15 protein-coding genes are annotated in these 13794 nt (G+C 64.6%); 9 read left to right on the top strand and 6 right to left on the bottom strand.

The window, feature by feature from the left end; all coding sequences use genetic code 11:
- Position 1: 1 nt before the first annotated feature.
- Complete coding sequence (sdhD, locus tag A7X65_RS12525) at positions 2 to 406, bottom strand: succinate dehydrogenase, hydrophobic membrane anchor protein (protein WP_063685131.1); 405 nt, start codon at positions 404 to 406, stop codon at positions 2 to 4.
- Positions 403 to 801, bottom strand: a complete 399-nt coding sequence (sdhC, locus tag A7X65_RS12520; RefSeq protein ID WP_063685129.1) for a succinate dehydrogenase, cytochrome b556 subunit — start codon at positions 799 to 801, stop codon at positions 403 to 405. Before sdhC ends, sdhD begins: the two co-directional genes overlap by 4 nt.
- Before the next feature lie 523 nt (positions 802 to 1324).
- Here sdhC and A7X65_RS12515 point away from each other — a divergent pair.
- Complete coding sequence (locus tag A7X65_RS12515; RefSeq protein ID WP_063685127.1) at positions 1325 to 2185, top strand: sulfite exporter TauE/SafE family protein; 861 nt, start codon at positions 1325 to 1327, stop codon at positions 2183 to 2185.
- A 111-nt stretch (positions 2186 to 2296) separates the two neighbouring features.
- On the opposite strand, the gene A7X65_RS12510 is transcribed toward A7X65_RS12515, so the two are convergent.
- The gene (locus A7X65_RS12510) at positions 2297 to 3826 is read right to left on the bottom strand and encodes a malonate--CoA ligase (protein ID WP_063685125.1); all 1530 of its coding nucleotides are present in this window, start codon (positions 3824 to 3826) and stop codon (positions 2297 to 2299) included.
- A gap of 95 nt (positions 3827 to 3921) precedes the next feature.
- Here A7X65_RS12510 and A7X65_RS12505 point away from each other — a divergent pair, with 95 nt between their 5' ends.
- From A7X65_RS12505 to A7X65_RS12485, 5 genes are all read left to right on the top strand, one after another.
- Positions 3922 to 4683, top strand: coding sequence for an SDR family oxidoreductase (locus tag A7X65_RS12505; RefSeq protein ID WP_063685123.1), 762 nt, complete (start codon positions 3922 to 3924; stop codon positions 4681 to 4683).
- 328 nt (positions 4684 to 5011) lie between these two features.
- The gene (locus A7X65_RS12500) at positions 5012 to 5566 is read left to right on the top strand and encodes a fasciclin domain-containing protein (protein ID WP_063685121.1); all 555 of its coding nucleotides are present in this window, start codon (positions 5012 to 5014) and stop codon (positions 5564 to 5566) included.
- A gap of 184 nt (positions 5567 to 5750) precedes the next feature.
- Positions 5751 to 6380 (top strand): cytochrome b/b6 domain-containing protein, encoded by a 630-nt coding sequence (locus A7X65_RS12495; RefSeq protein WP_063685118.1) that lies wholly within the window; start codon positions 5751 to 5753, stop codon positions 6378 to 6380.
- 10 nt (positions 6381 to 6390) lie between these two features.
- Positions 6391 to 7173, top strand: coding sequence for a molybdopterin-dependent oxidoreductase (locus A7X65_RS12490; RefSeq protein WP_063685116.1), 783 nt, complete (start codon positions 6391 to 6393; stop codon positions 7171 to 7173).
- Positions 7174 to 7349: 176 nt separating this feature from the next.
- Positions 7350 to 7712 carry a hypothetical protein gene (locus A7X65_RS12485; protein ID WP_063685114.1) on the top strand — a complete coding sequence of 121 codons (363 nt, stop codon included), beginning with the start codon at positions 7350 to 7352 and terminating at the stop codon, positions 7710 to 7712.
- 39 nt (positions 7713 to 7751) lie between these two features.
- Here the strand turns inward: A7X65_RS12485 and A7X65_RS12480 are convergent, their stop codons facing one another.
- Positions 7752 to 8954 carry a YbfB/YjiJ family MFS transporter gene (locus tag A7X65_RS12480; RefSeq protein WP_063685112.1) on the bottom strand — a complete coding sequence of 401 codons (1203 nt, stop codon included), beginning with the start codon at positions 8952 to 8954 and terminating at the stop codon, positions 7752 to 7754.
- 264 nt (positions 8955 to 9218) lie between these two features.
- On the opposite strand from A7X65_RS12480, the gene leuB reads away from it, so the two are divergent.
- Together leuB and A7X65_RS12470 are read left to right on the top strand one after the other, a co-directional pair.
- Complete coding sequence (leuB, locus tag A7X65_RS12475) at positions 9219 to 10331, top strand: 3-isopropylmalate dehydrogenase (RefSeq protein WP_063685111.1); 1113 nt, start codon at positions 9219 to 9221, stop codon at positions 10329 to 10331.
- A 132-nt stretch (positions 10332 to 10463) separates the two neighbouring features.
- A complete protein-coding gene (locus A7X65_RS12470) occupies positions 10464 to 11102 on the top strand; it encodes a DapH/DapD/GlmU-related protein (RefSeq protein ID WP_063685109.1) in 639 nt (212 codons plus the stop codon).
- Positions 11103 to 11289: 187 nt separating this feature from the next.
- Here the strand turns inward: A7X65_RS12470 and A7X65_RS12465 are convergent, their stop codons facing one another.
- Together A7X65_RS12465 and A7X65_RS12460 are read right to left on the bottom strand one after the other, a co-directional pair.
- Positions 11290 to 11673, bottom strand: a complete 384-nt coding sequence (locus tag A7X65_RS12465; protein ID WP_063685107.1) for a hypothetical protein — start codon at positions 11671 to 11673, stop codon at positions 11290 to 11292.
- 156 nt (positions 11674 to 11829) lie between these two features.
- Positions 11830 to 12612 carry a hypothetical protein gene (locus tag A7X65_RS12460; RefSeq protein WP_063685105.1) on the bottom strand — a complete coding sequence of 261 codons (783 nt, stop codon included), beginning with the start codon at positions 12610 to 12612 and terminating at the stop codon, positions 11830 to 11832.
- Between the two features lie 117 nt (positions 12613 to 12729).
- On the opposite strand from A7X65_RS12460, the gene A7X65_RS12455 reads away from it, so the two are divergent.
- Positions 12730 to 13764 carry an aspartate-semialdehyde dehydrogenase gene (locus A7X65_RS12455; protein ID WP_063685103.1) on the top strand — a complete coding sequence of 345 codons (1035 nt, stop codon included), beginning with the start codon at positions 12730 to 12732 and terminating at the stop codon, positions 13762 to 13764.
- Positions 13765 to 13794 lie beyond the last annotated feature (30 nt).

The raw sequence follows: 13794 nt of genomic DNA, 5'->3' as shown, positions 1-13794 counted from the left end.
GTTACACTCCGGAGGAAAGTTTCAGGATCGCGTAGATCGAGGCCAGTGCCACGGCGACCGAGAAGAAGTTGTTGAGCATGACCGAGACGAGCTTCAGCTTCTCGTTATGAATGTAGTCCTCGATCACCACCTGCATGCCGATCTTCATGTGCCAGGCGCTGGCGACGATGAAGAGCAGCATGATGACGGCGATCGGCAGCGAACCGAGCGTCTGCGCCACGAAGGCCTGGTTGCGGCCGAACAGCATCACGATGATCACCAGCACCGGGATCATCAGCAGCGTCATCGCGACGGCGGTGACGCGCTGGCGCCAGAAGTCGGACGTGCCGGAATGGGCGGCGCCGAGATTGCGGACGCGGCCGAGCGGGGTGCGCATGCTGCGCTTGGGCGTATCGGTCGCGCTCATCGTCCGCCTCCGGTCGCATAGGCGATGATCCAGATCAGAACCGTCAGCACGATGCCGCCGATCAGCGCGCCCCAGGTCAGCGCTTCGCGCTCATTGGCCTTGAAGCCGAAGCCGAGATCCCAGACGAAATGCCGGATGCCGCTCAGCATATGATGCATCAGCGCCCAGGTGTAGCCGAACAGAATCAGGCGGCCGATGATGCTGCCGGTGAAGGCCTGGACATGGGCATAGGCGGCGGGGCCGGACGCCGCCGCGATCAGCCACCAGGCCAGCAGCAGGGTTCCGACGTAAAGGGCGATACCGGTGGCGCGGTGAACGATGGACAGCGCCATCGTCAAGGTCCAGCGATAGACTTGCAGGTGTGGTGAAAGCGGTCGTTCGATCCGTGCGGTCATGGGCTTTTGATGTTTTATTGCGGCCCAGCAGAGGGCGCGCGGGGATCGCGAAAGGTCGGCTCTATTTACGGAGTCGGTTTGGCCTGCGCAATCACCAAATCGCCATAAATCGAACCGTCGTTCAGCCCTAGGCCCTTGATGAAACAAGGCCAATCAGGGCCTTGGTATACCAGAGGGGCGGTATGCCGACCAAAGAAAGAATATATATTCATACTTTGCGGCGACGGGTGAGGCGCATTGAAATTGCTATTGGAACGGCTCTAACCAGCCTTCGGCCGTCCGGCGTTCGAACCAGTCAGTTCATGCCGCGAGCGGCCGATCGATCGGCCAAAGCGACGTCGCCAATTTCCGTCGGGCGCACTGATTTTTCGCAGCGTGGACGGATATGCGCGGCCTGCATCCCACCCAAGACAGCGAACGCAGCGGTCGACCGCACAAATCAGATCGCCTAGAGCTTGGCGCGTAGCCAACTCCGAACGCGCGCTTCGGAGACGCTGCGACCAGTCGCCGGGGCAGGTCAGGGGTGATTGCAGGTCTTGATATCAAGGAGATCGTCGAGCTCGCGCTGTTGCTGATCGCAACGGGCGCGCTCTCGGGATTTTTGGCCGGCGTGTTCGGCATCGGCGGCGGCGCGATTCTCGTGCCGGTGTTCTACGAATGCTTCCGTATCGCCGGCGTGCCGCTGGAGGTGCGCATGCCGCTCTGCATCGGCACCTCGCTCGCGGTGATCATCCCGACATCGATTCGGTCGTTCCAGGCGCATTACAAGCGCGGTGCCGTGGACATGACGATCCTGCGCGTGTGGTGGCTGCCGATCGTGATCGGCGTCGTCTGCGGCAGCGTGATCGCGCGCTATGCGCCGGAAAAGCTGTTCAAGATCGTGTTCGTCTGCGTCGCCTATTCGGCCGCAGCGCGCCTGATCCTCGCGCGTGAAGGCTGGAAGTTCGGCGACGACCTGCCGAAGGGGGCCCTGATGCGGTTCTACGGCTTCTGCGTCGGCATCCTCTCGACGCTGATGGGCATCGGCGGCGGCCTGTTCTCGAATCTGCTGATGACGTTCTACGGCCGTCCGATCCACCAGGCGGTGGCGACCTCGTCGGCGCTCGCCGTGCTGATCTCGATTCCCGGCGCGCTCGGCTACATCTACGCCGGCTGGCCGGCGGCGGCGACCTATCCCGCCGTCGCAGCGCTGCAGGTGCCGTTCGCGCTTGGTTACGTCTCGCTGATCGGCGCCGTGCTGGTGATGCCGATGAGCCTCGTCACCGCGCCGCTCGGCGTGCGAGCCGCGCATGCGATGTCGAAGCGCACGCTGGAGGTGGCGTTCGGGTGTTATCTGTTTATCGTCGGCAGCCGCTTTGTGATGAGCTTGGTGGCTGGGCAGTGAAGGCTGGCATCGTAGGGTGGGTTAGCGCAGCGTAACCCACCACTTCTGTCGCCGCGGAAATTAAAGAGGTGGGTTACGCCTTCGGCTAACCCACCCTACGGATCCGCCCCCTCACTTCTTCGCGTAAATATCCTTGTACGTATCGCGCAGCACGTTCTTCTGCACCTTGCCCATCGTATTGCGCGGCAGCTCGTCGACCACGAACACCCGCTTGGGCATCTTGAATTTTGCCAACCGTCCGTCGAGGGCCTTCAGCACGGCGGCTTCGGTGACGTCTGCGCCCTTGTTGCAGACCAGCACGGCCGTGACGCCCTCGCCGAAATCGGCATGCGGCACGCCGATGACCGCCGACTCGACCACGCCCGGCATGGCGTCGATCTCGCTCTCGATCTCCTTCGGATAGACGTTGAAGCCGCCGGAGATGACGAGATCCTTGCCGCGGCCGAGGATGTGGACGTAGCCCTTGTCGTCGATCTTGCCGAGGTCGCCGGTGATGAAGAAGCCGTCTGGCCGGAATTCGGACTTGGTCTTCTCCGGCATCCGCCAGTAGCCCTTGAACACGTTCGGGCCCTTGACCTCGATCATGCCGATCTCGTCGCGCGGCAGCTCCTTGCCGGTTTCGGGCTCGGTCACGCGCACCGAGACGCCGGGAAGCGGGAAGCCGACCGCGCCGGGCACGCGCTCGCCGTCATAGGGGTTGGACGTATTCATGTTGGTTTCGGTCATGCCGTAGCGCTCGAGCACGGCATGCCCGGTGCGCGCCGACCATTCGCGATGGGTTTCGGCCAGCAGCGGCGCCGAGCCAGAGATGAAGAGACGCATGTGCTTCGTGGTGTCGCGCGACAGCGCGGAGTTCTGCAGCAGGCGCGTATAGAAGGTCGGCACGCCCATCAGCACGGTCGCGCGCGCCATCAGCTTGATGATGAGGTCCGGATCGAGCTTGGGCAGGAAGATCATCGACGCCCGCGAGAACAGCGTCACGTTGGTCGCCACGAACAGGCCGTGGGTATGGTAGATCGGCAGCGCGTGGATCAGCACGTCCTTGTCGGTAAAGCGCCAGTAATCGACCAGCGACAGTGAGTTCGACGCGAGATTGTCGTGGGTCAGCATCGCGCCCTTGGAGCGGCCGGTGGTGCCCGACGTGTAGAGGATCGCGGCGAGATCGTCATTGGCCCGCGAGACGGTGGCGAACTCGCTGCTCGCCTTGCCGGCGGCATCCGTCAGCGAGCCCTTGCCGTCAGGCCCGAGCGTCTCGACCTTGGCCTTCACCTTGGCGGCGATCGGACCGAGGCCATCGGCCTTGGAGGGATCGCAGACCACCAGCGACGGCTCGGCATCGCCGATGAAATAGTCGAGTTCGTTGAGCGTATAGGCGGTGTTGAGCGGCAGATAGACCGCGCCGGCGCGCACCGTGCCGAGATACAGCACGATATTGGCGACCGATTTTTCCACCTGCACCGCGACGCGGTCGCCAGGCTTCACGCCGCGCGCCACCAGCACGTTCGCCATCTGGCCTGCCCGCGCGATCAGATCGCCATAGCTGATATGGGCGCCGTCCTGCGTCTCGATCGCGAGGCGCTTGGGGTCGTCGAGGCCGTCGAACAGGCGGGAAAACAGGTTGGCGTTGGCTGCTTGGTTCATGCAAGATTTCCTCGACCGCAAGACTGACAAGGCCGGTCAAAACCGAGGGCTGGATTAGCAAAAACCGCCCCAATGAAGCAACGGAGACAGTTTGCATGACCAAAGGTGGGAAACGCGTGGCCTGGGTGACGGGCGGAGGCAGCGGGATCGGGGAGGCCGGCGCGGAGGCACTGGCTGCCGACGGCTGGATCGTCGTGGTCTCGGGCCGCCGCAAGGATGCCCTGGATACCGTGGTTGCGAAGATCGCCAAGGCCGGCGGAGCGGCCGAGGCCATCGCGCTCGACGTGGTTGACGCGGGAGAGGCCCGGAAGGCGGCCGATCAGATCGTCGCCAAGCACGGCCGCATCGACCTGCTCGTCAACAATGCCGGCATCAATGTTCCCAAGCGCAGCTGGAAGGACATGGAACTGGAAGGCTGGGACAAGCTCGTCCAAGTCAATCTCAACGGCGTGCTCTATTGCATGCAGGCGGTGCTGCCGACGATGCGCAAGCAGCAGGACGGCTCGATCATCAACGTCTCGTCCTGGGCCGGCCGTCACGTCTCGAAGATGCCGGGCCCGGCCTATACCACCACCAAGCACGCGGTGCTGGCGCTGACCCATTCCTTCAACATGGACGAATGCGTCAACGGCCTGCGCGCCTGCTGCCTGATGCCGGGCGAGGTGGCGACGCCGATCCTGAAGCTGCGCCCGGTGGTGCCGAGCGAGGCCGAGCAGGCGAAGATGCTGCAACCCGAAGACCTCGGCCGCACCATCGCCTTCATCGCCTCGATGCCGCCGCGCGTCTGCATCAACGAGCTGCTGATCAGCCCGACGCATAATCGCGGCTTCATCCAGACGCCGAACAACAGGGATTGAGGCGGGTACACTGCCGCAACGGGCATCACTGCCGTAGGGTGGGCAAAGCGCAGCGTGCCCACCACTCGTCAATGCGGAGAGAGATAGTGGGCACGGCGCTGCGCGCCTCCGCCCACCCTACGGCACCGTCCGCTTGGCACGCCCCCCACGAACATCCCCTCGCATAGTTTCACGCATCACAAAGAATTTTTTCCCGAAACCGCATCGCAAACCCTCCCGTAGTTCGGCCAACGACGGCGCTGCTTCACGTCAAACTGCTGCAAGCGCCGTTGTTGCCCCAACTCAAGCACCGGCACGTGCCGGTCTCAATTCAATCGGGAGACTCTCCATGTCGAAGCGCATTGCCTATCTCGCTGCCGCCGCCTTCAGCGCCCTCGCCATCACCGCGACCGTCGTCGCGCCTGTGCGTGCCGAGGAGAAGACCGTGATGGTCGGCGGCGCCGCGATGTTCCCGTCCAAGAACATCGTCCAGAACGCCGTCAACTCGAAGGATCACACCACGCTGGTGGCAGCGGTGAAGGCGGCCGGCCTCGTGCCGACGCTGGAAGGCAAGGGCCCGTTCACGGTGTTCGCGCCGACCAACGCCGCCTTCGGCAAGCTGCCGGCCGGCACCGTCGACACCCTCGTCAAGCCCGAGAACAAGGCGACGCTGACCAAGATCCTCACCTACCATGTCGTGCCCGGCAAGCTCGAGGCCTCCGACCTCACCGACGGCAAGAAGCTGAAGACCGCCGAGGGAGAGGAGCTCACCGTCAAGAAGATGGACGGCAAGACCTGGATCGTCGACGCCAAGGGCGGCACCTCGATGGTGACGATCTCCAACGTCAACCAGTCGAACGGCGTGATCCACGTGGTCGACACCGTGCTGATGCCGGCGACGTAACACCGCGCCATCAGGTTTCATCCCCGAACCGGGTGCGACGAAAACGGCGAGCCGGGGGCACCCGGCTCGCTTTATTGTGACCATGATAGCCTGCGGGCATCGATTCGATGCCGTGCGAAGGCGTAACGAAAGCCGATGCGTCGGCGTATAATCGGTGTCACGCGACGTTCAGGACGGAACCATCATGTCGAGCCTTACAGTCACCGACGAGCAGGTCAGCGCCACCCCGGCCAAAGTGATCCAGCCGGCCTGGGTCCGCGTCATGCACTGGATCAATGCGCTGGCCATGATCCTGATGATCCTGTCGGGCTGGCAGATCTACAACGCCTCGCCGCTGTTCGGCTTCAGCTTCCCGCGCGAGTACACGCTGGGCGGCTGGCTCGGCGGCGGCCTGCTCTGGCACTTTGCCGCGATGTGGCTGCTGATGGTCAACGGCCTCGCCTATCTCATTACCGGCTTTGCCACCGGGCGCTTCCGCAAGAAACTGCTGCCGATCACCCCGTCGGGCGTGCTCCACGACGTCAGGGCGGCCCTGACCTTCAAGCTCGGCCATGACGACCTCACCGTCTACAATTACGTGCAGCGCCTGCTCTATGCCGGCATCATCGCGGTTGGCGTGCTGATCGTGCTCTCCGGCCTCGGCATGTGGAAGCCGGTGCAGTTCTATTATCTCGTGATGCTGTTCGGCGATTATCCGACCGCGCGCTACGTGCACTTCTTCTGCATGGCCGCGATCTGCGCCTTCCTCGTCATTCACGTCCTGCTCGCGCTGCTGGTGCCGAAGAGCCTGCGCGCGATGATCATCGGACGCTAAGGAGCAAGTCATGGCCAAGCGTTCATTCCTGATCCCCGGCGTCGACAAGCGGCTGCTGATCAAGGACGCCATCAAGACGATGCCGGATTTTACCCGCCGCCGCTTCATCGCCGGCGGCGCCAGCCTGGGCGCGCTGACGCTGCTGACCGGCTGCGACGTCGTGGACTCGTCCTCGGCCGATACGCTGCTGGCGCAGGTCTCGAAGTTCAACGACGCGGTGCAGGCCTTCATCTTCAATCCCGATGCGCTGGCGCCGACCTTCCCGGAGAGCGCGATTACAAAACCGTTCCCGTTCAATGCCTATTACGATCTCGACGACGCGCCCGATATCGCGGCTGCGGACTGGAAGCTCGAGGTGCGCGGCCTCGTCGACAACAAGAAGTCCTGGACGCTGGACGAGCTCTACAAGCTGCCGCAGGTCAACCAGATCACCCGGCACATCTGCGTCGAGGGCTGGAGCGCGATCGGCAGCTGGACCGGCACGCCCTTGCGCGATTTCCTCAAGCTGATCGGCGCCGACACCCGCGCGAAATACGTCTGGTTCCAGTGCGCCGACAAGGACGGCTACAACTCGCCACTCGACATGCGCAGCGCGCTGCATCCGCAGACCCAGATGACGTTCAAATACGCCAACGAAATTCTCCCGCGCGCCTACGGCTTCCCGATGAAGATCCGCGTGCCGACCAAGCTCGGCTTCAAGAACCCGAAATACGTGGTCTCGATGGAAGTCACCAACGAGTACAAGGGCGGCTACTGGGAAGACCAGGGCTACAATTCGTTCAGCGGGAGCTAGCTCCGCTGCCGTAGGGTGGATTAGCCGCAGGCGTAATCTACTATGCTTCCGCGTCTGCCGAACGGAGTTGGAGGGTTACGCCTGCGGCTAACCCACGCTACGGTAGTGCGCCACTAGACATGGTCGCTGCAGCGGCCCTATTTTACGGCCGCGTGACACTCAATTCAGCGACCGGAATGAATATCAAGAAGTGGCTTGCAGGTTCGCTGATTTGCGTTTTGGCGGCGTCCGCGCTGTTCGACGGGCTCTTCTTTTGGCGCGGCATATACGACAAGCCCGCGACCACGGCTCTTGCAGATACTCTGTCGGTGATCCTGCTCGCCATGTGGATCGTGGCTGACCAAAGGGATCACCCGCAAGTCCAGCGTTCTTTCGACTACGGCTTTCTCCTGACGATATTCTGGCCGCCGTATCTTCCTTACTATCTCTGGCGAACGCGACGCGTTGCCGGACTATGGATGTGCGCCGGTTTCCTCTGCCTGCTCTCGCTCGGCTTCCTCGTTCAACTCGCGATATGGCTGGTCATGCATATGCGCTAGCTTCCATCGTGGGCGCGGCGCTGCGCGCCTTTGCCCACCCTACGGCACCGTTTGCTTGGCTGGCCCCACCTTCCGCTGGCACAGCGCCGCCACCGCCCCCAGCGCCAGCAACGCCGCCGACACATTGAGCGCGTAGCTCAGGCTCCCCAGCGCATCGGTGATCGCGCCGACCACGATCGGACCGAGCGTCTGGCCGACGCCGAACGAGATCGTCATGGCCGCGATCGCGGTCGGCCACACCTCGGGCGGATAGTTGAAGCGCACGAAGGCGGTGGTCGAGCCGACCACGGCGAAGAAGGCGACGCCGAACACGACGGCCGAGACCGCGAGCCAGGCCGGCGAATGCCCGAGCATCGGCAGGGCAGCTCCTAACGCGTTGGTGCCGAGGATGATCGCGGTGGCGAGCCCGCCGCGGTCGAGCGCCAGCACGCCGCGCCAGACCCAGGGCGTCACGAAGGCGCTAAGGCCGATCAGGCTCCAGAACGCCGCCTGCGCCGCAGCTCCGCCGCCGCCGTCGCGCACATAAGCGATCATGAAGGTCATGTAGGCGATGTAGCCGGCACCGAACAGGAAGTAGCCTGCGAGGTAGATCAGCACGGGCAGGATCGCGAAGGCGGCGTGGCTGTCTTCCGAGAAGCGCGCCCGGCTCTCGATGCGGATCAGGAACAGCGGGATCGTCATCGCGGCCGACAGCAGCGTCAGCGCCCACCACACCATCCACCACGAGCCCGGCCCGAAATATTGCAGCGTGAACGGCGCGATCAGCCCGGAGGCGAGGATGCCGATGCCGGGCCCGGCATAGAACAGGCTGAGCAGGAAATTGGCCCGTTCGGGGCGCGACTGCGCTATCCCTGCGGCCAGTGCGCCGCCGGCGACGAAGCCGGCCGCCGCCCCGAGGCCCAGCACGAGGCGCGCGAGGCTCAGCGCGACGAAATTCCCGGTCAGCGCGCAGGTGGCGAGCGCGGCGACACAGGCCAGGGTTCCCCCGCGGATGGCCGCCGCCCAGCCGACCCGCTGGATCAGCCGGGACGCCACCAGCGCGCCCGCGAGATAGCCGACGGCGTTGATCGTGTTCATGAAACCGGCCGCCGAGTAGGACCAGCCGAGGTCCTCCCGCATGTCGGGCAGCACCAGGGCATAGGCAAAGCGGCCGATGCCGAGCCCGACCGTCGCCGCCAGCGACAGGGTCAGGATCAGCCGCGCGGGGTGCGCGTCGGGCGGGGGGCGATCAGGCGCGTGCAAGGGGTTCTCCGGCCTGACCAGTGTGGCAGGCCCCGCCCGCCTTGCACAGCCGCAGCGCGGCAATGGTGTCTTGCCAAGCGCGCAACGCCGCTCTAGCACTCCGGCCGAAATTCATGAGCGCCGTCATGCCCGGCCTTGTGCCGGGTATCCACGTTCTCTGTGCCGCTCAGGCAAGACGTGGATGGCCGGGGCATAGGCGAGCGGAAGCGACGCCGTCCTTTCGGCCGGCTATGCCGGCCATGACGAAACGGAGGAAGAACGACCATGGCGACCCACAAATTGCTGCTGCTCCCCGGCGACGGTATCGGCCCCGAGGTGATGGGCGAGGTGAAGCGGCTGATCGACTGGCTCAATTCGGCCGGGATCGCCAAGTTCGAGACCGACACCGGCCTCGTCGGCGGCTCCGCCTATGACGCCCACAAGGTGTCGATCTCCGAGGGCGACATGGCCAAGGCGCTGGCCGCCGACGCCATCATCTTCGGCGCGGTCGGCGGCCCGAAGTGGGATGCCGTTCCTTATGAGGTTCGCCCCGAGGCCGGCCTGCTGCGCCTGCGCAAGGATCTGGCGCTGTTCGCCAACCTGCGTCCCGCGGTGTGCTACCCGGCGCTGGCGGATGCCTCGAGCCTGAAGCGCGATGCGATCGAGGGCCTCGACATCGTCATCGTGCGCGAGCTCACCGGCGGCGTCTATTTCGGCGAGCCCAAGACCATCACCGATCTCGGCAACGGCCAGAAGCGCGCCATCGATACCCAGGTCTACGACACCTATGAGATCGAGCGCATCGGCCGCGTCGCCTTCGAGCTTGCCCGGAAGCGCAAGAACAAGGTGACGTCGATGGAGAAGCGCAACGTCATGAAGTCGGGCGTGCTCTGGAACGAGGTCATGACGGCGGTCCACAAGCGTGAATATCCCGACGTCACGCTCGAGCATCAGCTTGCCGACTCCGGCGGCATGATGCTGGTGAAGTGGCCGAAGCAGTTCGACGTCATCGTCACCGACAATCTGTTCGGCGACATGCTCTCCGACATCGCGGCGATGCTGACCGGTTCGCTCGGCATGCTGCCCTCGGCCTCGCTCGGCGAAGTCGACGTCAAGAGCAAGAAGCGCAAGGCGCTGTACGAGCCCGTGCACGGGTCGGCCCCTGATATCGCCGGCAAGGGCCTCGCCAACCCGATCGCGATGATCTCGTCGTTCGGCATGGCGCTGCGCTATTCCTTCGACATGGGCGATCTCGCCGACAAGGTCGACGCCGCGATCGCCGCGGTGCTCGCCAGCGGCCTGCGCACCGCCGACATCAAGTCGGAAGGCACCACGGCCGCCTCGACCACGCAGATGGGCGAAGCGATCCTGAAGGAATTGCAGAAGCTGCACGCCTAGCCACAGGCATCGCACTCGTAGGGTGGGCAAAGCGCAAGCGTGCCCACCATTCGGTTGTGATTAGAGAGAGATGGTGGGCATGGCGCGTTGCGCCTTTGCCCACCCTACGGCACCTGCTCTCGGAGTTAGCTCATGGATGCCTCGCCCCGCCCCAAGATCGCGGAAACATTCATCCATGAGACGGTGCGCCGGCGCGAGGCGCAGATCGGGCGGCGCTGCGAAATCCTCGCCAACACCCGCATCGAATATGCCTCGCTCGGCGACTACTCCTATCTCGGCGAGAATTGCGAGGTCGCCGACGCCGTGATCGGCAAGTTCACCGCCATCGCCAATTCGGTCCGGATCGGCGCGCCCAATCACCCGATGGGCCGCGCCTCGCAGCATCGCTTCACCTACGTCCCTGAATATTACGAGGCGGGTGCGAGCCGCGACCGCGACTTCTTTGCGGACCGCCGCGGCGATCGCGTCATCGTCGGCAATGACGTCTGGATCGGCCACGCCGCGATCCTGCTGCCGGGCGTGAATGTCGGCGACGGCGCGGTGATTGCCGCCGGTGCCGTCGTCAGCCGCGATGTCGCGCCCTATACGATCGTCGGCGGCGTTCCCGCGCGTCCCATCCGCAAGCGCTTCGATGACGCCGTCGCGGCCAGCCTGCGCCGCATCGCCTGGTGGGATTGGCCGGACGAACTCATCTTCGAGCGCCTCGCCGATTTCCGCTCCGAGGCGATCGAGGAGTTTTGCCGGCGCCATGATCCGGCAGCGAATGCGTGAGGCGCACGCATCTCAGCCAGGCAACTGGAATCGTAGGGTGGGCAAAGCGAAGCGTGCCCACGCACCTTTTGTAATCGAGAGAGATCGTGGGCACGGCGCTAACGCGCCTTTGCCCACCCTACGGCACCTCCCGAAACGAAAAAGGCCGGGCGTGAGCCCGGCCTTTTGATTCGGTCGTCGCGCCCGCTCAGTACAGCGGGAAATTCTGCGGATAGCCGCCGATGTCGGCCGGCGTCGAGAGCGGCTGGCGATCAATCGGGCGGTTGAGGTTCTCGCGGGCGAAGGACGGATAGCCCACGGCCGGCGGGAAGGCGTAGTCGGTGAACTTGCGGTCGCCCGGATTGACCTCGGTGCCGCCGTCGAGCCAGGAGCGCTTGCTCACATAGATGCGGGTGCGGCCCTGCTGATACACCGCGTTGGGACCGCTCGGACCGTAGTAAACCCGGCCGCGCTCGTCGTAGCGCTTGGTCTTGGTGTCGGCCGCAGCCGGCGTCGCGAAGGCCATCGCAACCACGGCGCCCGCTGCAAGCCAGGTCGCCAGTTTGTTCGCGGCAGAAAAATTCGAGCTCATCACGTCCCCTTCAGGCGGCGCGCCGCCAGTCGATTTCGCCCCATACTAGCGCGGCCGGGGTGGCCGCAACTAGGTCTATTGGGTCACACCAGCCCGGAATAATCGGGCGCATCGGCAAAAGTTGCATGCAAACCAGCCACTTGAGCTTGATGCCGCTCAAAGCGCTCCGCGCAATTGCGCGTTGGCGGCGCCGAGCAGCCAGTCCGGCGAACCCTGGGCGTCGCAGCCGCGGCGCCTCAGCTCGGCACGGGCGAACAATTCCGCCAGCTTCGGCTCGTTGCCGGAGGTCAGCAGCGTCAGCCGGTTCAGCGTGCAGGCGACCGCCGCGCGCTGGGCCGGCAGCGTATCGCCCTGGCAGGAGAAGCCGGAGATCTGCAGCGCCGGCTCCTCGCTGCGCTTGAGGTAGGCGAGGCAGCTGCCCTTGGCCGTGCCGGCCGGCCGGAACAGGGCGACGGGACCGAATTTGGTGTCGATCAGGCCGGCCTGCTCCAGCGGCGTGGCCGGGCCGAGTCCCATCTGGACGGCGAGGTCGGCGGCCGCGGGGCGGGTGACGTCGAATTCGCCGCCCTCGCGGTAGATCTCGAGCTGTGCCACGGGCCTGTCGGTCTCGCCGGTCCAGCGCATGACGTCCTTCCGGCCGCCTTCCGGATGCCTGAAGATGCTGTAAGAGACTGTTTTATCGGATGAATCCAGCCGACTGAGGGCGAAGGCCGGATGCGAGCGGTCGGCCACGCCCCAGCCCGGCTTTGCAGCCGGCTCGTCGTCGCGCAGCTCGGGGAGCTGGCCGAGGCCCGCCAGGGCCAGGATGGCAAACAGGACCAGCGCCCCCACATAGGCAAACAGACGCGCCACCGTGCCGACCACCTCGTCGGCGAAGGCTGCGAGCGTCAGATGGATCTGGGTAGGGCTAACGGCCGTCCTGGCCTCAGGCGACTGCATCCACGGCCTTCAGGCATGGGTCCAACGTTGTCTTGAGGCCGGTTCTCGCATAGAAGCGCTGCTCTTCCTGTTTAAGCGTCAGCTTCAGGAATGGGCTTTTTCATCGGAGAGTGAACGATGGGTTACAAAGTCGCAGTCGTCGGCGCGACCGGCAATGTCGGACGGGAAATGCTCAACATCCTGGATGAGCGCAAATTCCCCGCGGACGAGGTCGTGGCCCTGGCGTCGCGCCGCAGCGTCGGCGTCGAGGTCTCCTATGGCGATCGTACCCTGAAGTGCAAGGCGCTCGAGCATTACGACTTCTCCGACGTCGACATCTGCCTGATGTCGGCCGGCGGCTCGGTGTCGAAGGAATGGTCGCCGCAGATCGGCGCCGCCGGCGCGGTCGTGATCGACAATTCCTCGGCCTGGCGCATGGACCCGGACGTGCCGCTGATCGTGCCCGAGGTGAACGCGGCCGCGACAGAAGGCTTCAAGAAGAAGAACATCATCGCCAACCCGAACTGCTCGACCGCGCAGCTCGTGGTCGCGCTCAAGCCGCTGCACGACAAGGCGACCATCAAGCGCGTCGTCGTTGCGACCTATCAGTCGGTGTCGGGCGCCGGCAAGGATGCGATGGACGAATTGTTCTCGCAGACCAAGGCCGTCTACACCAACAGCGAGATCGTCAATAAGAAGTTTCCCGCGCGCATCGCCTTCAACGTCATTCCCCAGATCGACGTCTTCATGGAGGACGGCTACACCAAGGAAGAGTGGAAGATGATGGCGGAGACCAAGAAGATTCTTGATCCCAAGATCAAGCTCTCCGCGACCTGCGTGCGCGTGCCGGTGTTCGTCGGCCACTCCGAAGCCGTCAACATCGAGTTCGAGAATCCGATCAGCGCCGACGAAGCGCGCAATATCCTGCGCACGGCGCCGGGCTGCCTCGTCATCGACAAGCATGAGCCCGGCGGCTACGCCACGCCGTATGAGGCGGCCGGCGAGGACGCGACCTACATCAGCCGCATCCGCGAGGACGCGACGGTGGAGAACGGTCTCGAGCTGTGGTGCGTGTCCGACAACCTTCGCAAGGGCGCAGCCCTCAACGCGATCCAGATCGCGGAAGTCCTGATCAACCGCAAGCTGATCACCGCGAAGAAGAAGGCGGCGTAAGCTCCGTCACCGGTCTCGCAGGGTGGGCAA

Origin of the sequence: Bradyrhizobium stylosanthis (genome assembly GCF_001641335.1) — a bacterium.
Lineage (GTDB): Bacteria > Pseudomonadota > Alphaproteobacteria > Rhizobiales > Xanthobacteraceae > Bradyrhizobium > Bradyrhizobium stylosanthis.
This window is presented reverse-complemented; position numbering and strand designations above follow the sequence as displayed.

What these genes read in the sequence shown, in the direction of transcription:
- A7X65_RS12465 (WP_063685107.1), bottom strand. Translation starts at nt 11,673, where the DNA reads ATGAGCTCGAATTTTTCTGCCGCGAACAAACTGGCGACCTGGCTTGCA.
- leuB (WP_063685111.1), top strand. Translation starts at nt 9,219, where the DNA reads ATGGCGACCCACAAATTGCTGCTGCTCCCCGGCGACGGTATCGGCCCC.
- A7X65_RS12510 (WP_063685125.1), bottom strand. Translation starts at nt 3,826, where the DNA reads ATGAACCAAGCAGCCAACGCCAACCTGTTTTCCCGCCTGTTCGACGGC.
- sdhC (WP_063685129.1), bottom strand. Translation starts at nt 801, where the DNA reads ATGACCGCACGGATCGAACGACCGCTTTCACCACACCTGCAAGTCTAT.
- A7X65_RS12500 (WP_063685121.1), top strand. Translation starts at nt 5,012, where the DNA reads ATGTCGAAGCGCATTGCCTATCTCGCTGCCGCCGCCTTCAGCGCCCTC.
- A7X65_RS12470 (WP_063685109.1), top strand. Translation starts at nt 10,464, where the DNA reads ATGGATGCCTCGCCCCGCCCCAAGATCGCGGAAACATTCATCCATGAG.
- A7X65_RS12505 (WP_063685123.1), top strand. Translation starts at nt 3,922, where the DNA reads ATGACCAAAGGTGGGAAACGCGTGGCCTGGGTGACGGGCGGAGGCAGC.
- A7X65_RS12495 (WP_063685118.1), top strand. Translation starts at nt 5,751, where the DNA reads ATGTCGAGCCTTACAGTCACCGACGAGCAGGTCAGCGCCACCCCGGCC.
- A7X65_RS12460 (WP_063685105.1), bottom strand. Translation starts at nt 12,612, where the DNA reads ATGCAGTCGCCTGAGGCCAGGACGGCCGTTAGCCCTACCCAGATCCAT.
- sdhD (WP_063685131.1), bottom strand. Translation starts at nt 406, where the DNA reads ATGAGCGCGACCGATACGCCCAAGCGCAGCATGCGCACCCCGCTCGGC.
- A7X65_RS12490 (WP_063685116.1), top strand. Translation starts at nt 6,391, where the DNA reads ATGGCCAAGCGTTCATTCCTGATCCCCGGCGTCGACAAGCGGCTGCTG.
- A7X65_RS12455 (WP_063685103.1), top strand. Translation starts at nt 12,730, where the DNA reads ATGGGTTACAAAGTCGCAGTCGTCGGCGCGACCGGCAATGTCGGACGG.
- A7X65_RS12485 (WP_063685114.1), top strand. Translation starts at nt 7,350, where the DNA reads ATGAATATCAAGAAGTGGCTTGCAGGTTCGCTGATTTGCGTTTTGGCG.